This is a genomic window from Massilia sp. Masssp94 (assembly GCF_059491305.1).
The window spans coordinates 2,432,625-2,454,473 of sequence record NZ_CP168501.1 but is presented as its reverse complement, the minus strand read 5'-3'; the positions used below and the strand labels follow the sequence as shown (position 1 = coordinate 2,454,473).

Here is a 21,849-nt window from a genome sequence, read left to right as displayed (position 1 = left end):
GCATGAGGGAACTATTTGCGGTAGCGGTAGGTCTGGAGGGGGCCGTCCGGGAAGCTGACGGTTTCGGCGGCGATGGCCCCGGCTTTCAGTGCGACGCGGCGCGACGCCTCGTTGCCGGGCTTGATCAGGCTGATCAACGACTTCATGCCGAGCGTGCCGAACGCGACGTCGCGCACGGCCCGCGCCGCTTCCGTGGCGAGACCGCGTCCGCGCAGCGCGGGCACGATCATCCAGCCCAGTTCCGCTTCGTCCCACCCGGCCGGATGGAACAGGCCGACGCGGCCGACGAAGCTGCCGTCGGCGGGATCTTCGAGCATCCACGCGCCGTAGCCGCGCATCTGCCAGTGCCCGATCAGCATGGCGAGGTGCAGCCAGGCGTCCGTCCGGTCGAGCGGGCGGCCCTGGCCGATGTAGCGCATCGTGTACGGGTCGGCATGCAGGGCGGCGAATGCCCCCGCGTGGCGGGCTGCCGGGACGACCAGTTGCAGGCGCGCGGTGCGCAGGAGCGAGATGTCGGTGGCCATGCCCCATGCTAGCCCGAGCCGGGCCGGGGCCGGCGCACGATCAGCCCGCGTGGTCGCGCATCCACTCCTTCAACCCGTTGACCCAGCCCTTGGCCGGCAGGTTGTAGCGCCGCTTGATGTCGGCCGCGCGCTCGTACAGCACGGCGAAGTCGATCAGGGGCGCGTCCTTGAACGCGACGACGACGATGTTGGCGTCGTGGACCTCGGGCAGCCAGACGACGGCGTCGAACGCGTCGCGCATCGCATCGAGGTTCTTGTCGTAGTTGGAAAAATCGCCGAACACGTTGGCGGTCATGATGCCGCCATCCTTCAGGCAGGCGGCGCACGCGGCGTAGAACTCGGGCGTATCGAGCACGGGGCCGCGCGCTTCCTCGTCGTACAGGTCGACCTGCAGCACGTCCACCGTGCCGTGGTTGGCGTCGTCCATCACGAAGTCCAGCGCGTCCATCTCGCGCACGTCCAGGCGGTCGTCGTCGGGCCCCAGGCCGAAGTGTTCGCGGCAGATGGCGATCACGTTCGGATTCAGCTCGACGGCAGTCACGCGCGCCTGCGGAAAGCGCTGGTGGCAGAACTTCGTCAGCGCGGCGCTGCCGAGGCCCAGCTGCACGATACGGCGCGGATTCGGCAGGAACAGCATCCACATCATCATCATCTGGACGTATTCCAGTTCGATCGCATCGGGGCGCGCCAGCCGCATCGCGCCCTGCACCCACGAGGTGCCGAGGTGCAGCGAGCGCACGCCTTCGAATTCAGTGATCGTGGCCGGCGGGTGGCCGGGCCGGGCGAAGCGGGGATCCCTGGCGTTGGTCATTACGGCAGCGACCACGCGTACTGGACGGGCTGCCACGCCGCGACCGTATGGCCGTTCTTCAGCGCGGGCTTGAAGCGGCACAGCCGGAGCGCGGCTTCGGCGGCGTGGTCGAGGATCGCGTAACCGCTCGACTTGAGCAGGCGCGATTCGCGCACGGTGCCGTCGCTGCCGACCAGGAAGGCCATCATCGACACGCCGCTCATGCGCGCCTGCAGCGCTTCCTGCGGATAGACGGGCGGCGCGCAATGCTGGCCCGGCACCTGCTGCTGCGGCGGTTGCTGCGGCTGCGCGGGCGCGGAGGCCGTACGGGTGGCAGGGGACTGGACGCAGCCGGCCAACAGCGCCAGCGCGGTCATGCAAAACAAAGGTAGTCGGATCATTCTTCGCGTACTCCAACGTCGACGAAACCGGGAGTATCGCACGATCGTGCGCTTTCGCGGCAAATTCGGGGTCAGAGCACATTATAAATGGTCGATGCGCTCAACGTCGCCTATTGTGCGGGTAAGTACGAGGAACGGCGATCAATGCGCGGGACGGCGCCGGAAGAAAGGGACCTGACCCCGAATCTGAGCAATTTCCTAAAACCGGGCTCTGACCCCGAAGTGTCGAGTTCAGGCGGGCAGGATCAGGGTGACGGCCAGGCCGCCGCCCTCGCGGTTACCGAGGGTGATGCGGCCGCCGTGGGCTTCGGCGATTTCGCGCGCCAGCGCCAGGCCGAGGCCCGTGCCGCTGCGCTTCGTCGAGTAGAACGGGACGAGGGCGTTCGTCAGCACGGCGTCGTTCATGCCCGTGCCGCGGTCGAATACGTCGATGCGGACGACGTCTTGTACTCGCTTGATGTGCAGTTCGACGTCTTCCGGGCGGGAGCCGGATTCGTGCGCGTTCTTCAGCAGGTTGAGGAGGGCCTGCTCCATCTGCGCGCGGTCGATGTGCGCCGGAGATTCCGGCAGTTCGCCGCCGAGGCGGAACGCCACCTGGTCCGCCAGGCCGGCCACGAAATCGGCCCAGGCGATCGTCTCCAGGCGCGGTGCCGGCAGCTTGGCGAAGCGCGCGTAGCCGAGGATGAAACTCTCCAGGTGGCGCGTGCGTTCGCCGATGGTCTGCAGGATCTGCGGCAGGCGCTCCGTCTGGCCGCGCCGCACGAGCTCCGTGCCGGAATGGGCGAGCGATGCGAGCGGGGCCAGCGAGTTGTTCAACTCGTGGCTGATGACGCGGATGACTTTTTTCCACGTCTGCACTTCCTGGCGCCGCAGTTCGGCCGTCAGCTGGCGCAGCAGCAGCAGTTCGTGGCGCCGGCCGTTCAGGCTGAAGTTGCGGCGGGCGAGGTGATAGACCTCTTCCTCTTCGCCGTCGCCGGCCGTGAAGAGGCCATCGCCGCCGCGCGCCAGTGCTTCCACGAGGGCCGGCGTTTTTTGCAGCACGTCGTGCAGCGCGTGGCCTTCCAGCTTATGACCCTCGAACAGCAGCTGGCGCGCGGCCACGTTCGCGTAGACGACAACGCGTACATTGCGGTCGGCGGCGCCCGGCGGCTCCGTCACGAGCAGCATGGCGACGGGCGTGTTCTGCACCATCGTGTCGAGCAGCAGTTCGCGCTGCACGAGGTCCAGTCTCTGCTCGCGCAGCACTTCGCCCAGCGCGTTGTGGGCGGCGATGAGGTCCGACAGTTCGTCGTTCTGCGGCCAGTGCAGGCTGAACGAAAAATCGCCGTCGCGGTAGCTGGTGACCGTGCCCTCCAACGCGCGGAACAGCGACAGGATCGGCTGCACCTGCGAGCGCAGCGTGATGATGGATATCGGCACGACGCACAGCAAACAGATGCCCAGCACCGCGAGCGGACGGCCCGGCAGCAGATGGTCGAGCGCCAGCGCGATGATGATCCCGACCGCCAGCAGCGTGCCGACGAGGGCCGACCAGCGCGTGACGAGCGACAGCCGGAATTTCATACGGTGCGGGCGATGCCCAACCGCTCCATGCGGCGATACAGGGCCTGGCGCGACAGCCCGAGTTCCGCCGCCGCCTGCGCGATCACGCCGCCCGCGCGTGCGAGCGCCTGCGTGATGGCGTCACGGTCCGGCTCCGCGTCGAGCGCGACATGGGCCGGCAGCGGCAGGCCGAGGTCGGGCGCCTTGATCACGTCGCCCTGGGCCAGCAGGCTCGCACGCGCCATCACGTTCTTCAGCTCACGCACGTTGCCCGGCCAGTTGTGCGCGAGCAGGGCGGCTTCCGCGCCCGGATGCAGGGTCTTGCCGCGCGGGAGAAAGGCGTGCGCCAGCGGCAGGATGTCGCCGGGACGCGCGGCCAGCGCCGGCAGCTTCAGTTCGATCACGTTCAGGCGGTAATACAAATCTTCGCGGAAGGTGCCGGCGCGGATCATCGCCGCGAGGTCCGCGTTCGTCGCGCTGATCACGCGTACTTTCACCTGGCGCTCGCGGTTGGAGCCGAGGCGTTCGAAGCGCCCCGTCTCCAGCACGCGCAGGAGTTTCATCTGCCCGGCCAGCGGCAGGTTGCCGATCTCGTCGAGGAACAAGGTGCCGCCGTCGGCCGCCTCGAACTTGCCTTCGCGCGCCTTCGAGGCGCCCGTGTACGCACCCGCGTCGGCGCCGAACAGCTCCGCCTCGATCAGTTCCGACGGCAGCGCGCCGCAGTTCAGCACGACGAACGGACCGTCGCGAACCATCGAATTCGCCTGGATGATTTCGGCGATGCGTTCCTTGCCCGTGCCGTTCGGTCCCGTGATCAGGATCGGCACGTCGGCGCGCGCCACCTGGCAGGCGAGGCTCAGCACGCGTTCCGTCGCGGGGTCGGCCCACACGAGGCCGCGCAGGTCGAACTGCTGTTCCAGTTCGCGCCGCGCGCGGCGTTCGCGCTGCAGGCGCTGGCCCAGCGCGCGGTTGGCCTGTCCCAGTTCGATCAGGTTCGTCACCGTCGCCAGCAGGCGGTCGTCGTTCCACGGCTTCGACAGGTAATCGGCGGCGCCGGCCTTGATCAGGTCGACGGCCGCGTCCAGGTGCGTCCACGCCGTCAGCAGGATCACCGGCAGGTCCGGATACAGCTTGCGGATCTCGCGGAACAGCGCCACCCCTTCCTCGCCCGACGTGGTGTCGGCCGTGAAGTTCATGTCCTGGATGACGAGATCGACGGGCTCGCGCGCGAGGAGGGCAAGCCCTTCCTCGGGCGAGGCGGCGCGCAGCGAGCCGATGTCGTGCAGCGAAAACAGGACGTCGAGCGCGATGCCGACGGCGGCGTTGTCATCGATGATCAGTACGGTAGGCATGCCCGCTAGCATATCACTGCCGGGTCACACGCTGCGCGTCGCGGTGGCCGGCGAAATGCTGGCCGCGCGCCATGCCGGACCGTAGGCCGCCGCCACGCCCAGCAGCCAGAAGCCGAGGGCGCCGAACACGAGATAGCCGGCCGGCAGGCGCGCCATCTCCAGCTTGCTGACGAGGAGCTGGTTCAACGCGAGGCCCAGCGCCACGCCGCCGAACACGCCGGCGCTCGTGATCATGAAGTTCTCCGTGATGAAGTAGCGCAGGATGTCGGTCTTCTTCGCGCCCAGCGCGCGCCGCACGCCGATCTGCTTGCGGCGCTGGGTGACCCACAGGCTGGCCATGCCGACGATGCCGCTGGCGGTGATCAGGAGGAGGAGCACGCTCACCGTGACGAGCATCCACTGCAGCGCGACGTCGGCGCGGTAGCGGTCCTTGCGGTCGTCGTCGACGGTCTTCATCTTCGTGATCATCGGCGTGGCCGACGACTTGCGCAGCGCGTCTTCCACTTCCTTCATCACCCGGTCGCGCTGGCCAGGTTCGGTACGGATCGCGTACAGGACCACCGGTTCGCTGCCGTACAGGCGCGCCGGCATGATCACCGACTGCTCGCCCCGTTCGCCGACTTCGCCGTGGGCGCTCATCAGGGCCTGGACGACACCGACCACCTGCACGCCGCGGGCATCCTTGCCGGTGCCGAAGTACATGGTCTTGCCGACGGCCGGCTGCTCCGGCCACAGTTTGTCGGCCAGCGGTTTCGTCAGGATGACCTGGGGCGGTGGTTCGGCCGTCGTGTCCTCGTTCACGTCGAGGAGCTCGGCCGGCAGGAAGTCGCGGCCCTCGACCAGCTTCAGGCCGAAGGTCTGCACGAGCGAGTCGCCGGAAACGAACTGCGAGGCGACGGCGCTCGGCTTGTCCTGGCGGTCGTTGACGGCCACGCTCGTGTTGCTGCCGCTGCGCGACAGCGGCATCTGGCTGACGTGGGCGACCGACGCGACGCCGGCCACGGCGCGCAGCACGGCGGTCTGGCGCTTGATGTTGGCCAGCCGCTGCTCCGGCGTGTCGTTCGACAGGTTGCGCACCGTGATGTAGAACGTCGAGTGCTCGTCGGCCAGGCCGGACGGCCGCGCGGCGACGGCGCGCCGCTCGTTGACGATGTGGGCCGCGTTGGCCAGGATCGCGAGGCTCAGGGCGACCTGCAGCGCGACGAGGATCGGGCCGGTCTTGTTGCGCAGGAGTGCGGACAGGATGGGGCGGATTTCCATGGCGGTTCTCCTTTACTGTGATTTCAGCTGGATGGCGGGCGTGACCTGGCAGGCGCGCCAGGTCGGCAACAGGCCGGCGAGGACGGCGGCCCCGACCGACATCACGAAGGTCACGATCAGCATCTCCCAGTCCATGTGGGCCACGGCGGCCGTCTGCTTGCCCTGCATGGAGATCAGGGCCAGCGCGCCGAACGCGAGGACGAGTCCCAGCACGCCGCCGACGAGGCCCACGACGCCGGTCTCGATGAGGAACTGGCGGAAGATGTCGGCACGCGAGGCGCCCAGCGCGCGGCGCACGCCGATCTCGGACGCACGCACCGAGAATTTCGCCAGCAGCAGGCCGACGGTGTTCACGAGGCACAGCACGAGGAAGCCGAACGCGAGCCACGTCTGCAGCTTGCTGTCCTTGCCGACGACCTTCGTGAACACGAGCCACTCCGGCACGTCGTACAGGCGGTTCACGGCGTTGCGCTTCAGGCGGCCCAGCTTGCGCTGGTCGGCCGCGTAGTTGTCGAGCCAGGCCTGCAGGTCGGCGCGGTCGCTCGCCGCCGCCGTTTCGAACCATACCGTGATCCACGTGCACTCCGATGCCAGGCGCGCGGCGAACCCGGCGCCCGGATTGCCCGAGCAGCTCATGCTGCCGTTGTGCGTGACTTCGTGGCGGATCGACGTCGTGAACGGGATGAAGAATTCCTCGCCGGCGCCGTAGCGCACGCCGCCGTTCAGGCGATAGAAGCGCGGCAGCGGCATCCAGTTGTCGATCACGCCCACGATGGTGAACGGGAAGCCCATCAGCATGACGCGCTGGCCGACGGGGTTGGCGTCGCCGTACAGTTTTTCCGCGATCTCGCGGCTGAGGACCACGACGTCGGCGCCGCGCGCCTCGTCCTGTTCCGTCCAGGCCTGGCCGTGGAGGAAGGGCACGTCGAACATGGCGAAGAAGTCGCGCGTGGGCGCGAGGCCGGACAGGTTGAACGGCTGGATGTCCGTGCGTGGCGGCTGGATCGGCGCGGAGACGCCGTACAGCGCCGTGCGGCGCACGCCCTGGCCGCCTTTTACCAGATTGACGGCGTCCTTGTAGCTGATCTGGATGTCGTCCGGATCCTCGCCCGGCGTGTAGCCCTCGACCGGGCCGTTGTCGATCAGCGGCACGAACAGCCGGGTGCTCTTCTGCGGGATCGGGTCGCTCGACATCATGTGCAGGATCGTCAGCGTGGACACGCTCGCGGCCACGCCGACGGCCAGCGTCAGCACCATCAGCGCGGTGAGGGCAGGGTTGCGGCGCAGGCTGCGCACGCCGAGCCTGAAGTAATAGCCGAACATGGTGCGCTCCTTATGCGGTGACCGTGGCGGACTTCGTGTCGACCAGCGTCGGGCCGCGGCGCACGAGGTCCGACACCTGGCCGTCGATGATGTGCACGTTGCGCGTGGTGCGCACCGCGAGTTCCGGATCGTGCGTGACCATCAGGATCGTCGTGCCGGCCGCGTTGATTTCTTCCAGCAGTTCCATCACGCCGCGCGCCATCTGCGTGTCGAGGTTGCCGGTCGGTTCGTCCGCCAGCAGCAGTTTCGGCGAGCCCGCGAGCGCGCGCGCGATGGCCACACGCTGCTGCTGGCCGCCGGACAGCTCGGCCGGATAATGCTTCATGCGCGACGCCAGGCCGACTTTCGCCAGCGCGTCCTCGATGCGCTTCTTGCGCTCGGCCGCGTTGAAGCCGCGGTAGCGCAGCGGGACGTCGACGTTGTCGTACAGGTCCAGGTCGGGAATCAGGTTGAAACCCTGGAAGATGAAGCCCAGCTTTTCGTTGCGCAGGCGCGAGCGGGCGTTGTCGTTTAGGCCCTTCACGTTGACGCCGTCGAGGATGTACTCGCCGGACGTGAATTCCTCGAGCAGGCCGGCGATGTTGAGGAAGCTCGTCTTGCCCGAGCCGGACGGGCCGGTCACGGTGACGAACTCGCCTTCGCGGACTTCGATCTCGAAGCCGCGCAGCGCGTGCGTCTCGATCATGTGGGTGCGGTACACCTTGCTCAAATTGGTCATGCGCAGCATGGCTGTTCCTTTGGGTTGGGTTACTGATTGATCGAGATGCGTTGCGCGTTATTGAAGGCGTCGGTGCCGGCCACCACCACTTTGTCGCCCTGCTTCAGGCCCGAGACGATTTCGACGGCCGACATGCTGGTGGCGCCCATGCGGATCGGCGTGCGCACGGCGATCCCGTCGCGCACGACGTAGGCATAGCGTCCGCCCTCGCTTTCGACGAACGGGCCGCGCGCCACCATCAGCACGTTCGGGCGTTCCTCGATGAGCAGGCGCGCCGTCACGCGCTGGCTCTGGCGCAGGCCCTTCGGCTGTTCGCCGTCGAAGCGCACGCGCGCCAGCACCATGCTTTTCACGACTTCCGGCGACAGCGCCGACAACTTGCCCGTCGCCGTGCCCGAGGGCAGCGTGACCTCGGCGTTCATGCCCAGGCCCAGGTCGGCCGCATACGTCTCCGGCACCTCGATCTCGACCTCGAGCTTCGACAGGTCGACGAGCGTCATCAGCGGCGCGTTCGCGGCGACGATCATGCGGTCCTGCACGTTCAGGGTGCCGATGAAACCGTCGACGGGCGCGCGCACGGTCAGCTCGTCGACGCGGCGCTGCGCTTCTTCCATCGACAGCCGGGCGCGTTCCAGGTCGTTCAGCTTCGTCTTGATCGCGAGCGCGACGTCCTCGCCTTCCAGCAGCGCGGCCTGCGAGGCGTGCTTCGCGCGGATCTGCGCGGACTGCACCGCGTCCTTCGCCTTCTGGTAATCGATCTTCGCGATGATGCCCAGCTGGCCCACGCTGTCGTAGCGCTCCAGGGTGCGCTGGGCGGACAGGCGGTCGATCTCGGCGGTGTCGGCCTCTTTCTGCGCCAGCAGCTTCTGCTTGCGCGACAGGATCTGCTGGCGTGCCACCTCGGCCTTCAGGCCTTCGTACGCGGACGTCTCGCGTTTCAGCACGTCCGCCAGGTCGGGCGATTCGAGCACGGCCAGCACTTGCCCCTTCTTGACCGTGTCGCCGGCCGCGACCTTCAGGTTGACGGTGGCGGGGGCCTTGGCATACAGGGTCGGGCTGACGGCGGCGACGACGCGGCCGTTGACGGAGGCGTCGCGCACGAGCGTGCCGCGCGTGACCTCGGCGATGCGCAGGCGCGACGCGCTGACGGACGCCTCGCTGCCGCGCCACGTCGACACGAGGCCCGCGCACAGTGCGGCCACCAGCACGGCGCTGCCGATCCAGAGCGCGCGGCGCTTCAGCTTGTGGCCCGGGGGCGGGGCGATGACGGCGTCTTGTTGTGATGTATCGCGGATCATGATGTGGACACGGGTTGTGGACAGTGTCGTATTTGCATGATCCATGCCAGCCGCTAAGCCATTGATTTCATTGGCGCGGACAGCGGACACCGCCGCGTCCGCGACTGTCCGGGGGCAGTGTGGGCGGACAGTGCGGACGGTCTTGATGTCCGGACAGATTCGGAGTCAGAGCACATTTTCTGAAATCGAGCCGTCGATTTGGCCGACATTGCCTGCCCGTAGCGAGGTAAAAGACAGGCGTTGGCGAAGACGCCAAAAAATAATGTGCTCTGACCCCGAATTTGGGAAATTTCCAAATATCGGGGTCTGATCCCGGCTGTCAGGCAGCCTGTCGTGACAGGTACGCACGCCACCCGCCGAACACGCTGATGTCGGTGGCGCCCGCGATGGCGGCCGGCTCGCAGATGAAGCCCTTGACCCAGCTGCCGTCCGCCAGTTCGAGCGAGCCGATGCCCAGCGGCGCCGGGATCTCGGCCACGAATTCGCCGAAGCGGCGCAGCGGCAGTTCCCACACTTCGACCTCGATCGCCGCGCCGTCGCGGTCGACCCGCGCCAGGCCCGGCTTGGACGGCGTCGTGCCCGGCAGCGCGTACAGGCGGTAGTGCGGCGCCGTGTGCGTGGCCGCCACCTTGCGCGCGCCCCGTTCCAGCAGCTGCCAGTTCAGCGGCTGGCCCGCCAGGTGCGCGCCGACGACCGCCACCTGCACCGTCGGTTCGGCGAACGGCAGCGGGTCGGCGGCCAGCGCAGCGGCCTCCGCGCCGTCCAGCAGAGCCGCGGCGGCGGTCGCGAGCAGGTGGTCGCTGCCGGTGGAGCCGATCAAGGTGACGCCGGCCGGCAGGCCGTCTGGCCGCGCCGTTCCCGGCACGGCCAGCGCGGCCATGTCGAAGAAGTTCACGAAGTTCGTGTAATACCCCAGTTGCGCATTCAGTTCCACCGGGCGTTCCAGCACGTCGGCGATGCGCGGCATGGTCGGCGTAGTGGGCACCAGCAGGAAGTCGTAGCCCGCGAGGCTGTCATCGGCCGCGCGGCGCAGCGCCGCCAGCCGGTACTGGCCCTTGAACGCATCCGTGGCGTCGTACTCCCTGGCCTGCTCGATGATGCCGGCCACCACCGGATGCGCGGCGTCCGGTTGCGCGTCGATGAAGGCGCCGACGGCGGCGTGCCGCTCCGCGACCCACGGGCCCTGGTACAGCAGGGCGGCGGCGTCGCGGAACGGCGTGTAGTCGACGGTGCCGAACGTGCAGCCGGGGAGGTCGCGCAGGCGCGCCAGGGTCGCCTCGAATGCGGCTTGCGCGGCGGCGTCGCCGAAGAATTCCAGCTGCGCGGGCACGGCGATGCGATAGCCGCGCCGGCGCACGCCCTGCGGCGCAATGCGGCGCGAATACGGGTCGAGCGCATCGTACCCGGCCGCGGCCTGCACGACCTTCCACGCGTCGGCCACGCTCGCCGCGAACACGGAGACACAATCGAGCATGCGGCACGCCGGCACCACGCCGCGCGTCGAGAGCAGCCCGCGTGTGGGCTTGAGGCCGACGATGCCGTTCAGGCCAGCCGGCACGCGGCCGGAGCCGGCCGTGTCCGTGCCGAGCGCGAAGCCGGCCATGCCCAGCGCCACGGCGACGGCGGAGCCGGAACTGGAGCCGCCCGACACGTAATCCGGATCGACCGCGTTGCGCACGGCGCCGTACGGCGAGCGCGTGCCGACGAGGCCCGTCGCGAACTGGTCCAGGTTCGTCTTCCCGACCAGCAGGGCGCCGGCCGCGACGAGTCGTTGCACCACCGGCGCCGATGCGTCCGGCACGTAGGCGTAGGCAGGGCAGGCGGCCGTGGTGGGCATGCCCGCCACGTCGATGTTGTCCTTGACGGCGAACGGGATGCCCAGCAGCGGCAGGCGCGCCAGCGCGGCGGCGCCTTCGGCCGCCAGCATGGCGTCGAGCGCGCGGGCCTGTGCGCGCAGCGCGGCGTCGTCCACGCGGCTGATCCAGATCTCGGGGCGGTCCGCGGCGGCGATGCGGGCCAGTACCTGCTCGATGCAGCGGCTTGGCGTCGATGCGCCGCCCAGGTAGCCGGCGTGGATGTCGGTGATCGTCATGATGTCTCGCATAAGAGGGTCAGAAGGCGTAGCCGAGGGTGGCCAGCAGGCGGTTGCCCTGCTTGACGCCGTAGCGGTTGTCGCCGCCGAGGAGGCCTTGCAGGCCCCAGGTAAAACCGGCGCCGAGCGGCTGCGTGAAGCCGACGGTCAGGTGGCGCCAGCCGCCCGACGCCGGCGCGCCGCCCGCGAAGCAGCCGTTGACGATGAAGCTCGTGCCGGCCGGGCAGCGCGTGCCGGTCAGCGTGTCGACCGTGCCCAGGTAGCGGCCTTCCTTGTGGTACGTGTAGAAACCGAGCGTGGCGGACAGGGTGATGTCGTGCGGGAGCGGCTGGCTCGCGGCCAGCGTCCAGTAGGTGTCGCCCCGGTTGCCCCAGACGACGTCCTTGAGCAGGGTCTGCGCCGTCACGCTGAACGGGCCGTAGCTGGCGCCCAGCTTGGTCTCGAGCGCGTTGGCGTGTTCGCCGTTGATGTAGTAATAGCCTGTCAGGCCGACCGTGTAGCCGATGTCGCCCACCTTGCCGTTGTAGCCGCCGTAGACGTCGTTCTCGATCGATTTCTTGTGCTGGAAGTCGGCGATGCCGCGGTCGGCATACGATTCGCCCAGGCGTTTGTACGAGTAGTTGATCTGCGACGCCCAGTAGCCGAGGAAGAAGCCGGACGGGTCGTTCCAGTCCACGCCCCATTGCAGCGCGGGCTGGTCCGACTCGGGCGCGTCGGCGCCGGCGTTGCCCAGGCCCGGCAGGCCGGGGCCATAGGTCGAGCTGACGCCGCGCAGGATGTATTTGCTGACCAGGTCGACGTGGCCGGTGAACGCGGGCGCGTCGTCGGCCCAGGCGGCGCCGGAACACAGCAGGGTGGCAATGGCGAGGATGATCTTCTTGTCGTGCATGCGGGACTCCTTGTAGGGGATGGGTTGCGGATTCAGGATGCGGCCGTGAAGACCGCGATGCGCTGGCCGGCGGCGACGGGCTTGCCCTCGGCGACGAGCCATTCGTCCAGCACGCCGTCGGCGGTGGCGACGACGGGGATTTCCATCTTCATCGATTCGAAGATCGCCAGCGTCTCGCCCTCGCGCACGGCGGCGCCGGGCGGCACGACGATCTTCCACACGCTGCCGGGAACCACGGCGGACAGGTACTGGCTGCCGTCGGGCAGGTCGGCCAGCGCGCCCGCATCGAGCGTCGCTTCCTCGCTGACCCATTCGGCCTGGCCGCTCGTGCGCCACCGTTCGCGCTCGGCCTCGAACGCGGCCTGCTGGCGCGTCTTGAACGCGGCGATGGCGTCCGCTTCGCGCGCCAGGAACGCGTTGTAGTCGGCCAGCGAGAACGTCGTTTCCTCGATGCGCACGTCGAAGCGGCCGAGCGGGAAGTCGCGGCGGTGCTCGAGCAGGCGGTCTTCCGTCACCTCGTAGAAGCGGATCTGGTCGAAGAAGCGCAGCAGCCACGGTTTGCCGTCGCGGAAGCTGGCCGTCTGGCGGTAGCGGTTCCACATCTGCACCGTGCGGCCGACGAACTGGTAGCCGCCCGGGCCTTCCATGCCGTACACGCACAGGTAGGCGCCGCCGATGCCGACCGCGTTTTCCGGCGTCCATGTGCGCGCCGGGTTGTACTTGGTCGTCACGAGGCGGTGGCGCGGGTCGACCGGCGTCGCGACCGGCGCGCCCAGGTAGACGTCGCCCAGGCCCAGCACCATGTAGCTCGCCTTGAACACGACGTCGTACACGTCGCGGATCGAGTCCAGGCCGTTGATGCGGCGGATGAATTCGATGTTGCTGGGGCACCAGGGCGCGTCCGGGCGCACGGTCGTCTCGTACTTCTGGATCGCGAGGCGCGTCTGCGTGTCGTTCCAGGCGAGCGGCAGGTGCACGATGCGCGACGGGACCACCATGTCCTCCACGGGGCCCTGCGCCGCCAGCAGCGCGCCGATCCGCTCCAGCAGGCGCGCGGCGCCCAGGCGGCGATGGTCGAAGTGGACCTGCAGCGAGCGGATGCCGGGCGTGAGGTCGACGACACCAGCCAGGCGTGCATCCTCCAGCGCGCACATCAGCGCATGGACGCGGAAGCGCAGGTTGATGTCCAGCGCGAGGTCGCCGAATTCCACCAGCAGGTAGTCGTCGCCGGCGCGGCGGAACACGACGCGCGTACCGTCCGGCAGCGCCGCCTCGCCCGCGATGGCCGGCTGCGCCAGGCCTTGCGGCGACGCCGGCGGCGTCCACACGGGCGCCGCATCCGGCCGCTCGAACACGGCGTCCAGCGCCGCGCGCAGGGCCGCCGCCTCGTCGACGGACACGCGGTGGAAGCGCACCGTGTCGCCCGGTTTCAGCTGGCCCATCTTCCACAGGTCGCTCGACACGATCACGGCGGGGCACACGAAGCCGCCCAGGCTCGGGCCGTCCGGGCCGAGGATCACGGGCATGTCGCCGGTGAAGTCGATCGAGCCGATGGCATAGGCGTTGTCGTGGATGTTCGACGGGTGCAGGCCCGCTTCGCCGCCGTCCGTGCGCGCCCAGCGCGGTTTCGGGCCGACGAGGCGCACGCCGGTGCGGCTGGAATTGAAGTGCACCTGCCAGTCCGTGCCGAAGAACGTCACGATGTCGTCGTCGGTGAAGAAGTCCGGTGCGCCGTGCGGGCCGTAGTGGACGGCGATGTCCCAGTGGTGCGCATAGGCCGGGATCGCGGCGGGTGCGAGTTCGCGCGTGAACGCCGGCACGGGCTTCAGCTTGAGCATGTCGCCCGCGCGCACGGCGCGGCCGCCGTGGCCGCCGAACTGGCCCAAGGTGAACGTGGCGCGGCTGCCGAGGTAGTCCGGCACGTCCAGGCCGCCCGCGAACGCGATGTACGCGCGCACGCCCGCGCCGCGCACGCCGGCGAAGCGCAAGGTTTCGCCGGCGGCGACGGCATGCGCGCGCCAGTTGGCGAGCTCGCGTTTGCCGTCCGCTCCGGCGACGCTGGCCCCGAGGTCCGCGCCGGCCAGCGCGATCGTGCATGCGCAGTTGAAGCGCAGCGTCGCGCCCTGCAGGGTCATCTCCAGCGTGGGTGCCGCGATGTCGTTGCCGACCAGGTGGTTCGCCACGCGGTGCGCGTAGGCGTCCATCGGCCCGGACGGCGGGATGCCGACGGCCCACAGGCCCAGGCGGCCCGGGTAGTCCTGCACCGTCGTCTGGATGCCGCCGTCCAGCACTTCGACGGTCTGCGGCGCGAAGTCCATCGCGGCCAGCATCTGCGTGATCTGGCGGCCGGCGACGAAATCGTCGTAGCGCAGGATGCGCGCCAGGTAGGCCAGATTGGTTTCGATGCCGTCGATGCGCGACGTTTCGAGAGCGCGCACGAGCCGGTCGACGGACGCGGCCCGGTTGTCCGTCTTGACGATCAGCTTGGCCAGCAGCGGATCGTAATACGGGCTGACGGTGACGCCGCGCTCGACCCACGTGTCCACGCGCAGGTCGGGCGCGAAGTCGACGGCCGTCAGCACGCCGGAGCAGGGCTGGAAATTGCGCGCCGGGTCTTCCGCGTACACGCGCAGCTGCATCGCGTGGCCGTTCGGCACGAGCGATGCCTGCTCCGGCAGCGTGAGTTCGCCGGCCGCCGCGCGGATCATCCATTCGACGAGGTCGACGCCGAACACTTCTTCCGTCACGCCGTGCTCCACTTGCAGGCGCGTGTTCACTTCGAGGAAGTAGAACGCGCCCGTGTCGGCGTCCAGCACGTATTCGACGGTGCCGGCCGACAGGTAGTCGATCGCTGCGCCCAGGCGCACGGCGGTGGCGGCCAGCGCATGGCGCGTGCCGTCCGACAGGCCGGGCGCGGGCGTTTCCTCGATCACCTTCTGGTTGCGGCGCTGGACCGAGCAATCGCGCTCGCCCAGCGACACGACGTTGCCGCGGCCGTCGCCGAAGATCTGTACCTCGACGTGGCGCGCGCGCTGCACGAATTTTTCCAGGTAGATGCCGCTGTTCTTGAAGTTGTTCTCGGACAGGTGGCGCACGGACGCGTAGGCGCCCGCCAGTTCGTCGTCGTCGCGGCACAGGCGCATGCCGATGCCGCCGCCGCCCGCCGTACTTTTCAGCATGACGGGATAGCCGATGCGGCGCGCTTCCGCCAGCGCTTCCTCGACGCCGTCCAGCAGGCCGGTCCCCGGCAGCAGCGGCACGTCGGCCTTCTGCGCCAGTTCGCGCGCCGTGTGCTTCAGGCCGAAGTCGCGCATCTGCTGCGGCGTGGGGCCGATGAACACGATGCCGGCGGCGGCGCACGCTTCCGCGAAGCCCGCGTTCTCGCTCATGAAGCCGTAGCCGGGGTGGATCGCCTGCGCGCCCGTGTTACGCGCCGCCGCCAGCACACGCTCGGCCGACAGATAGCTGTCGCCGGCGGCGGCCGGGCCCACGCATACGGCTTCGTCGGCCAGGCGCACGTGCAGCGATTCGACGTCGGCCTCGGAATAGATGGCCACCGTCTTCATGCCGAGGCGGCGCGCGGTGCGGATCACGCGGCAGGCGATTTCGCCGCGGTTGGCGATCAGGATCTTGTCGAACATGGCGGTCTTTCAGGCGGCGTCCCAGATCACGAAGCGGACCGGGGTGGGGTTATAGGCATTGCACGGGTTGTTCAGCTGCGGGCAGTTCGACACGAGCACGAGCACGTCCATCTCGGCGCGCAGCTCGACGTACTTGCCCGGCGCGGACAGGCCGTCCTCGAACGACAGACCGCCGCCTTCCGTCACCGGCACGTTCATGAAGAAGTTCACGTTGGGGACGAGGTCGCGCTTGTCCATGCCGCTTATTTCAGCTCCATTTTTGGCGCGGGCGAGGGCCAGGAGATAGTTGTCGCGGCAGCTGTGCATGAATTTCGCTTGCAGCGCGTAGCGCACCGTGTTGCTCTCGGCCGCGCAGGCGCCGCCCAGCGTGTCGTGGCGGCCGCACGTGTCGGCCACGATAGCCAGCATCGGCCGGCCGCGGTTCGAATACAGCACGGAGCCGGCGGACAGGTAGATGCCGCCCTGGCGCTGCAGCGTGTCGGTGACGCTGTAGCTTTCGGCCGTGTCGGCGGCGTTGTAGAAGATCGTGTCCACGGCCTGGTTGCCTTCCAGGTCGACGAAGCGCAGCGTCTGGCCGCGTTTGACTTCGTGCAGCCACGGTTCGCCGGCCGGCAGGTCGTGGATGGCCAGGGCGGCGGCGGGATCGAGCGTGCTCTCGCGCAGGGTGTGCATGACGGTCTCCTCAGCGGTAAATCAGTTCGGTGTTATGAAAGCCGCGGCCGTTTTCGGCGCACGACAGGCGGCACGCATCGTCGGCGCCGGCCGGGCCGGAATCCCAGGCCACGATGGTGACCTTGCCCGGCGCGTAGTCGGGGCGCGGATCGAGCGGGTGCGGCGCGGTGGAGACGAGGACCAGCGTGTCCATCTCGAAGCGCAGTTCGACGAAGTCGCCGGGCTTTGCGTGGTTCCCGGCGAAGCGGAAACGCCCGTCGGCATCGACCGCCACCCTGGAAAACAGGTTCACGTTCGGCACGAGGTCGCGCAGGCCCAGGCCCCACTTGCCCATCTCGACGAGCAGGCTGTCCTTGCCGTTGCGGTGCATGGCGTTGCGGTGTTCCTGGTAGCGCTTGACGCCGTGGCGGCGGGCGATGCCTTCGGCGTCCGACAGGCCGCACAGCGGGTCGTGCCAGCCCACCGTGTCGCGCGGGATCGACGCGAGGATGCGGCCCATGTCCGAGTACAGCACGTGGCCCGCCGTGAGATGTGCCGTGTGCTGGGCCTTCAGCGTGTCCGGCACGTTCAGGCGCTCCATGCGCTCGTCGGCGCGGTACAGCAGCACGGAGGCGTTGGTGCCGGCTTCCACCGCGATGAAGCGCAGCGTGGTGCCGCGCCGCACGCGATACGACCAGTGCGCGCCGCCGGGGAAGCGTTCGGTCCACAGCACGCGGGCCGGGTCCAGGTCCGGTGCCAGTTCGAGAGTGTGTTCGGTGAGGGTCATGGTGGCTCCGTCAGTCGTTAGTCTTGTGCTGTGCGGGTGAGTTTTTCGAGCTGTTCCAGGTCGGTCTTGACGCCGGACGTCTCGCGGATGCGGTTCAGGATCCGGCGCTTCAATGCCGAGAATTCGGGCGCGAGCTTCAGGTCCTGGTGGCGTCTGGCGCCGAACGGCACGTCGACGATCGAATCGATGCGGCCCGGCCGCGGCGCCATCACGACGACGCGCTCGCCCAGGTAGATCGCTTCCTCGACGTCGTGCGTGACGAACACGATGGTGGTCTTTTCCAGGTGGTGGACGTGGCGGATCAGGTCGTGCATCACCTCGCGCGTCTGCGCGTCGAGCGCGCCGAACGGCTCGTCCATCAGCAGCACGTCCGGCCGCGCCATCAGGGCCCGCGCGATCGCCACGCGCTGCTGCATGCCGCCAGAAAGCTCTGCCGGATACGCATGCGCCACGTGGGCGAGGCCCATCAGGCCGATGAGGGCGTCGGCGCGCCCGGATGCGATTTCGACGTCGCTCGACGTGGCGGCGGCGTGGTGCCTGAGGCGGCGGCAGAAGCGGATGTTGTCCTTCACCGTCAGCCACGGATACAGGCTGTAGCTCTGGAAGACCATGGCGCGGTCGGCGCCCGGGCCGTCGACGTCGCGGCCGTTGCAGACGATGCTGCCTTGTCCGTATTCCTCCAGGCCGCAGATCGTGCGCAGCAGCGTCGACTTGCCGCAGCCGGAGGCGCCGACGAGGGTCACGAATTCGCCGACGGCGATGTCCAGGTCCACGTGCTGCAGCGCGAGCGTGCGCCGGGCCCCGCGGCCATAGTGTTTGTACAGGCCGCGTACGGCTATCTTGGGTGTCATGGTTCAGCCTCGCAGGTGATGCCAGGGAAAGCAGCGCTTGTGCAGCCAGCGGAACGCCTGGTCCGTGAGCAGGCCCACGAGGCCGATCAGCAGGATGCCGGCGAAGATCTTGTCGGTCTGCAGGAAGCGTTGCGCCTTCAGGATCGCGTAGCCCAGGCCCGAGTTCGCGGCCACCAGTTCGGCCACGACGAGGTACGTCCACGCCAGGCACATCGCGCCGCGCAGCGTCGTCAGGATCGCGGGACGGGCGGCCGGGATCAGCACGTACTTGATGATCTCCTCGTTGGTCGCGCCCATCGTGCGCGCCGCTTCGATCGGCGCGTCCGGCACGCGCGCCACGTCGGCGGCGACGAGCAGCAGCATCTGGAAGAACACGCCGACCCAGATCACGGCGACCTTCGCGCTTTCCTCGATGCCGACCCACAGCATGATCAGGGGGATGAACGCGACGGCTGGCAGGTAGCGGGTGAATTCCGTCAGCGGCTCGAGGAACGCGCGCACCGGCGCATACGTCCCGACCAGCACGCCGAGCGGCACGGCGACGAGGGCCGCGACGCAGAAGCCGCCCAGCACGCGGCCGATGCTGACGATGACGTCGCCCAGCAGGTCGCCGTCGCGGTACCACTCGCCCAGTTGGGCCAGCACCTGCCACGGCGGCGGCAGGAATACGGGATCGGCCCAGCCGTTCAGCGAGACGAGGATCCACACGGCGAGCGGCAGCACGAAGCCGGCGACGGCCAGCGCGAGCGCGCTGCGGCGGCGCAGGTCGCCGCGCACGTCCCAGGGGGAGCGGCGGTTGCGCGTGACCGCGCGATCGGGAGGGGGCAGGTCGTCGCGCATGGCTTACTTCTTGAGGGCGTCGGCCAGCAGCGAGGCATCGATGCCGGCGGCGTAGTCGACCGGGCCGGCGACCAGCTTGTTCGTGCTGAGGAATTTGTGGATCTCGGGACCGGCCGCGACGAGCGACTTCGGCTTGCTGGCATCGAGCGCGGCCTGGTTGTCGGCGCGGTCGAAGAAGCGCGTGCCCGGCAGGAAGACCTTGTACTCGGCCGGCTTGATGCCGACGACTTTCGCCATGATCTGCACCGCTTCGTCTGGATGGTCGTGGATGAAGGCCTGCGTGTCGAACCACGCCTGGATCATGCCGACGAGGTCCTGGCGCTTGGTCTTGTCGCGCAGGGCCTTGCCGTGGGCGACGAGCAGGTCGGGGACGAGGCCCGGCATGTCGCGCGACGTGAACAACGGGTGGCCCTTGCCGCTCGCCTGGATCTTGTTGACCCACGGGTTCCACACGACGGCGGCGTCCACGCGTCCCGCCACGAACGCGGCGGCCGCATCGCCGGCGGACAGGTTGACGACCTTGACGTCGTTGATGCCCATGCCGTTGCGGGCCAGCGCCGTGGCCAGCACGAAATGCGAGATGCTGAACTGCTCCAGCGCCACCGTGCGGCCCTTCAGGTCCGCGAACGACTTGATCTTCGGGCCGACCATCAGCGCGTCGTTGCCGGCCGAGTTGTCGTTGACCAGCACGGCCTTCACGTCGACCTTCTTCGCCAGCGGCGTCATGGTGTCCGACCACGTCTGCGCATTGGCATCGAGCTGGCCGGCCGACAGCGCGGCGACGGAATCCGTGTAATTGCCGAACCAGACCAGCTTGACGTTGGCGCCGTGCCGCTTGAAGAACCCCTTCTGGTCCGCGACGTACCAGGCCACCCAGCCCGGCCAGTCGGACAGGCCGACCTTGACCTCGGCGTGCGCGGGCCCGGCGGCCGACAGCGCCGCGCACAGGGCGAGGACCGTTGCGATGGAACTGCGAAGGATGCGGTGGTGCTGGAAGAAACGCATGATGGAGCTCCCGAAGTGGATAAAAACGAGAGGCAAGCGATTGCGGCGCAATCGTCCTCCCGGGCTTTTATCCCTCCGTGTAGCTCCTTGCCGCGGCGCGGCGGGGAACCGGCAGCTCTCGGACCAGCACCGCTCGCGCGGTCGGAACCCTAGCCACCTTGTCGAGATGTGCGCGATGCCGACATCGGCCCACCTCTCGTTGCAGGTTCAATTTGCAAGAACGGTGCCAGCCGGGTCCGGCCGGGCTTTACCTGTGTGAGGGCCGCGGGCGCACGTTCGCGGCGCGCCGCAGCGGTGCATCCATGCGCCGATCTGGTGCGTATTTCGCGCAGGCCGTGCGCCACGGCGGTGGACGCGGGCGGGCATCGACCTTGCATGGGATGGATCACGATCACGCCGCGGAGCACCGATGTCCACCTTTGCCAGCACCTTGTGTCGCCGTCTCGCCCGGCTCGCCTGGGCGTTCCTGTACCTGCTGGCCTCGCGGCCGGCACCACCGGGGTCAGAGCCCGATTTTTGGAAATTTCCCAAAAAAGGGCTCTGACCCTGACCCTTCCCCTCAAATTTTCACTACCTGCACCAGATTGATCAGTGTAAGTCGGGCGAGCTGGAAGGCGTGGCGATCCAACTGAGGTCGTACGCAATCGGCCAAATAATGACGTGCCAGGGTTAGTATTGAGAGCGTGGGCCCCGACTTCTTCGTGTTGCCGTAATTGATGTGGTAGCCAGCGCTTGCCGCCGCCAAGCCGATCAGCCAGAGGGCATAGCTGATCAATGCTCCCAGCATCAAGAGTACTTCCAGACGTTGGGGCGCGCGCGTCTGGCTCTCTGATAATGCCATTCCCCATTGAGCATTTTTTAAATCCCGGAAGGTCTGCTCGATCTGCATCCGGCCAGCGTAGATCTCCACTACCTGTTTCGCACTCAATGCTTCCAGGTCCGGGGAGACGGCGAGTAACCACGGTTCAACTTGAGTAGCCCTGTTTTTCTTGCTATTGGAGCTCGTCGTCTTCTTGCCGAAGCTGGTGCGATGATGGCGCCCTTGAGGTGCCTTTTTGTACAGCACCAGCTGACATGGCGTCGCGTTGGAGCGTGCATACTCAAAACGGCCAAGACAGCGTGGCTTTGCTGTCGCTCCGGCATACCAGGTCTTGCAGCCGTCCCATTGTCCGGATCCTTCGGCACATACCATGTCACGGTTCCGGATGCGCCCAATCCACGAAATGTGCATTCTCGTGGCCAGCTTGAACCACGTTGCCCGGAACCCGGCATCAGTGACCAGTATCGGCAGGCATTGATCGGGCAATAGCGAGCATAACGTCTCGAGGAAGCGGCGATGTACCTTCGGAGATCCCAGGTCGCATTCCGCATGCACCTCTTCGTAAAGAACCAAGGCACGTCCCTTGACGGTGACCGCGGCGCGCAAGAGATGCAAGCTTCCGTCAGGCACCAAATTGGACCAGTCGACACTAATGGCAATGTGCCGATGACCAGCCAGGACGGCTTCGTCCAGAGCACGAAAAATCGTTAGCCGCTCAGCCGGCAAATGACGATTACTCAGCAGACGATCACAGCACTTGATGCGATGACGAATGCTCGTCTTCGTGTCTAGACAGCGCCCCATCTTGACGACACCAAGCCCGCCGATTCTGCCGGCCTCTGCCACTTTCGCTATACAGCCGCGGCGCTTGGCATGGATCTCGGGACACTTCGTGTCCAATAGATTTTGTATGATGCGGTGTGCGTGCATGGTTGATTCTCCTTCGCAGTTTGGACGCTACGAAAGAGAGGGCTAACACAGCCATGCATGCACCAGCTTTTTTCACCGGAAGCTAACAGCAACCCCGTCCACCTACAAGAAAAATATGTGGGGAAGGGTCAGGCT

The 21,849-nt window shown here is 68.0% G+C and carries 18 protein-coding genes and 1 riboswitch; all 18 genes read right to left on the bottom strand.

Annotated features, from left to right (window positions below):
* Positions 1–11 precede the first annotated feature (11 nt).
* The 18 genes from ACEN9G_RS10845 to ACEN9G_RS10760 all read right to left on the bottom strand — a co-directional run bounded on the left by ACEN9G_RS10845 (position 12) and on the right by ACEN9G_RS10760 (position 21,714).
* Positions 12–524 carry a GNAT family N-acetyltransferase gene (locus ACEN9G_RS10845; RefSeq protein ID WP_413338232.1) on the bottom strand — a complete coding sequence of 171 codons (513 nt, stop codon included), beginning with the start codon at positions 522–524 and terminating at the stop codon, positions 12–14.
* Positions 525–564: 40 nt separating this feature from the next.
* The gene (locus ACEN9G_RS10840) at positions 565–1,335 is read right to left on the bottom strand and encodes a spermine/spermidine synthase domain-containing protein (protein ID WP_413338234.1); all 771 of its coding nucleotides are present in this window, start codon (positions 1,333–1,335) and stop codon (positions 565–567) included.
* Complete coding sequence (locus ACEN9G_RS10835) at positions 1,335–1,715, bottom strand: energy transducer TonB (protein WP_413386073.1); 381 nt, start codon at positions 1,713–1,715, stop codon at positions 1,335–1,337. Before ACEN9G_RS10835 ends, ACEN9G_RS10840 begins: the two co-directional genes overlap by 1 nt.
* Positions 1,716–1,946: 231 nt before the next feature.
* On the bottom strand, positions 1,947–3,278 hold the full coding sequence (locus ACEN9G_RS10830; protein ID WP_413338238.1) for a sensor histidine kinase: 1,332 nt from the start codon (positions 3,276–3,278) through the stop codon (positions 1,947–1,949).
* Positions 3,275–4,609, bottom strand: a complete 1,335-nt coding sequence (locus ACEN9G_RS10825; RefSeq protein WP_413338240.1) for a sigma-54-dependent transcriptional regulator — start codon at positions 4,607–4,609, stop codon at positions 3,275–3,277. The genes ACEN9G_RS10830 and ACEN9G_RS10825 overlap by 4 nt, the downstream gene beginning before the upstream one ends.
* A 24-nt stretch (positions 4,610–4,633) precedes the next feature.
* Positions 4,634–5,869 (bottom strand): ABC transporter permease, encoded by a 1,236-nt coding sequence (locus ACEN9G_RS10820; protein WP_413338242.1) that lies wholly within the window; start codon positions 5,867–5,869, stop codon positions 4,634–4,636.
* 12 nt (positions 5,870–5,881) lie between these two features.
* Positions 5,882–7,192 carry an ABC transporter permease gene (locus ACEN9G_RS10815; RefSeq protein WP_413338244.1) on the bottom strand — a complete coding sequence of 437 codons (1,311 nt, stop codon included), beginning with the start codon at positions 7,190–7,192 and terminating at the stop codon, positions 5,882–5,884.
* A gap of 10 nt (positions 7,193–7,202) precedes the next feature.
* The gene (locus tag ACEN9G_RS10810) at positions 7,203–7,919 is read right to left on the bottom strand and encodes an ABC transporter ATP-binding protein (protein WP_413338246.1); all 717 of its coding nucleotides are present in this window, start codon (positions 7,917–7,919) and stop codon (positions 7,203–7,205) included.
* 20 nt (positions 7,920–7,939) lie between these two features.
* On the bottom strand, positions 7,940–9,208 hold the full coding sequence (locus tag ACEN9G_RS10805; RefSeq protein WP_413338248.1) for an efflux RND transporter periplasmic adaptor subunit: 1,269 nt from the start codon (positions 9,206–9,208) through the stop codon (positions 7,940–7,942).
* 319 nt (positions 9,209–9,527) lie between these two features.
* Positions 9,528–11,300 (bottom strand): allophanate hydrolase, encoded by a 1,773-nt coding sequence (gene atzF / locus ACEN9G_RS10800; protein ID WP_413338250.1) that lies wholly within the window; start codon positions 11,298–11,300, stop codon positions 9,528–9,530.
* A 19-nt stretch (positions 11,301–11,319) separates the two neighbouring features.
* Positions 11,320–12,189 (bottom strand): TorF family putative porin, encoded by an 870-nt coding sequence (locus tag ACEN9G_RS10795; protein ID WP_413338252.1) that lies wholly within the window; start codon positions 12,187–12,189, stop codon positions 11,320–11,322.
* A 32-nt stretch (positions 12,190–12,221) separates the two neighbouring features.
* Complete coding sequence (gene uca, locus ACEN9G_RS10790) at positions 12,222–15,830, bottom strand: urea carboxylase (RefSeq protein WP_483126637.1); 3,609 nt, start codon at positions 15,828–15,830, stop codon at positions 12,222–12,224.
* A gap of 9 nt (positions 15,831–15,839) precedes the next feature.
* Complete coding sequence (locus ACEN9G_RS10785) at positions 15,840–16,502, bottom strand: urea amidolyase associated protein UAAP2 (protein WP_413343921.1); 663 nt, start codon at positions 16,500–16,502, stop codon at positions 15,840–15,842.
* 10 nt (positions 16,503–16,512) lie between these two features.
* Positions 16,513–17,268, bottom strand: a complete 756-nt coding sequence (locus tag ACEN9G_RS10780; RefSeq protein ID WP_413343919.1) for an urea amidolyase associated protein UAAP1 — start codon at positions 17,266–17,268, stop codon at positions 16,513–16,515.
* A 17-nt stretch (positions 17,269–17,285) separates the two neighbouring features.
* Positions 17,286–18,119 (bottom strand): ABC transporter ATP-binding protein, encoded by an 834-nt coding sequence (locus ACEN9G_RS10775; RefSeq protein WP_413343918.1) that lies wholly within the window; start codon positions 18,117–18,119, stop codon positions 17,286–17,288.
* 3 nt (positions 18,120–18,122) lie between these two features.
* A complete protein-coding gene (locus ACEN9G_RS10770) occupies positions 18,123–18,959 on the bottom strand; it encodes an ABC transporter permease (protein WP_483126636.1) in 837 nt (278 codons plus the stop codon).
* 3 nt (positions 18,960–18,962) lie between these two features.
* Positions 18,963–19,964 (bottom strand): ABC transporter substrate-binding protein, encoded by a 1,002-nt coding sequence (locus ACEN9G_RS10765; protein WP_413345916.1) that lies wholly within the window; start codon positions 19,962–19,964, stop codon positions 18,963–18,965.
* A 54-nt stretch (positions 19,965–20,018) separates the two neighbouring features.
* Positions 20,019–20,128: riboswitch (guanidine-I (ykkC/yxkD leader) on the bottom strand.
* 395 nt (positions 20,129–20,523) lie between these two features.
* The gene (locus ACEN9G_RS10760; protein WP_413346191.1) at positions 20,524–21,714 is read right to left on the bottom strand and encodes an IS4 family transposase; all 1,191 of its coding nucleotides are present in this window, start codon (positions 21,712–21,714) and stop codon (positions 20,524–20,526) included.
* Positions 21,715–21,849: the final 135 nt, after the last annotated feature.

What these genes read in the sequence shown, in the direction of transcription:
- ACEN9G_RS10785 (WP_413343921.1), bottom strand. Translation starts at nt 16,502, where the DNA reads ATGCACACCCTGCGCGAGAGCACGCTCGATCCCGCCGCCGCCCTGGCC.
- ACEN9G_RS10760 (WP_413346191.1), bottom strand. Translation starts at nt 21,714, where the DNA reads ATGCACGCACACCGCATCATACAAAATCTATTGGACACGAAGTGTCCC.
- uca (WP_483126637.1), bottom strand. Translation starts at nt 15,830, where the DNA reads ATGTTCGACAAGATCCTGATCGCCAACCGCGGCGAAATCGCCTGCCGC.
- ACEN9G_RS10770 (WP_483126636.1), bottom strand. Translation starts at nt 18,959, where the DNA reads ATGCGCGACGACCTGCCCCCTCCCGATCGCGCGGTCACGCGCAACCGC.
- ACEN9G_RS10835 (WP_413386073.1), bottom strand. Translation starts at nt 1,715, where the DNA reads ATGATCCGACTACCTTTGTTTTGCATGACCGCGCTGGCGCTGTTGGCC.
- ACEN9G_RS10825 (WP_413338240.1), bottom strand. Translation starts at nt 4,609, where the DNA reads ATGCCTACCGTACTGATCATCGATGACAACGCCGCCGTCGGCATCGCG.
- ACEN9G_RS10765 (WP_413345916.1), bottom strand. Translation starts at nt 19,964, where the DNA reads ATGCGTTTCTTCCAGCACCACCGCATCCTTCGCAGTTCCATCGCAACG.
- ACEN9G_RS10780 (WP_413343919.1), bottom strand. Translation starts at nt 17,268, where the DNA reads ATGACCCTCACCGAACACACTCTCGAACTGGCACCGGACCTGGACCCG.
- ACEN9G_RS10830 (WP_413338238.1), bottom strand. Translation starts at nt 3,278, where the DNA reads ATGAAATTCCGGCTGTCGCTCGTCACGCGCTGGTCGGCCCTCGTCGGC.
- ACEN9G_RS10845 (WP_413338232.1), bottom strand. Translation starts at nt 524, where the DNA reads ATGGCCACCGACATCTCGCTCCTGCGCACCGCGCGCCTGCAACTGGTC.
- ACEN9G_RS10840 (WP_413338234.1), bottom strand. Translation starts at nt 1,335, where the DNA reads ATGACCAACGCCAGGGATCCCCGCTTCGCCCGGCCCGGCCACCCGCCG.
- ACEN9G_RS10810 (WP_413338246.1), bottom strand. Translation starts at nt 7,919, where the DNA reads ATGCTGCGCATGACCAATTTGAGCAAGGTGTACCGCACCCACATGATC.
- ACEN9G_RS10775 (WP_413343918.1), bottom strand. Translation starts at nt 18,119, where the DNA reads ATGACACCCAAGATAGCCGTACGCGGCCTGTACAAACACTATGGCCGC.
- ACEN9G_RS10815 (WP_413338244.1), bottom strand. Translation starts at nt 7,192, where the DNA reads ATGTTCGGCTATTACTTCAGGCTCGGCGTGCGCAGCCTGCGCCGCAAC.
- ACEN9G_RS10820 (WP_413338242.1), bottom strand. Translation starts at nt 5,869, where the DNA reads ATGGAAATCCGCCCCATCCTGTCCGCACTCCTGCGCAACAAGACCGGC.
- ACEN9G_RS10805 (WP_413338248.1), bottom strand. Translation starts at nt 9,208, where the DNA reads ATGATCCGCGATACATCACAACAAGACGCCGTCATCGCCCCGCCCCCG.
- ACEN9G_RS10795 (WP_413338252.1), bottom strand. Translation starts at nt 12,189, where the DNA reads ATGCACGACAAGAAGATCATCCTCGCCATTGCCACCCTGCTGTGTTCC.
- atzF (WP_413338250.1), bottom strand. Translation starts at nt 11,300, where the DNA reads ATGACGATCACCGACATCCACGCCGGCTACCTGGGCGGCGCATCGACG.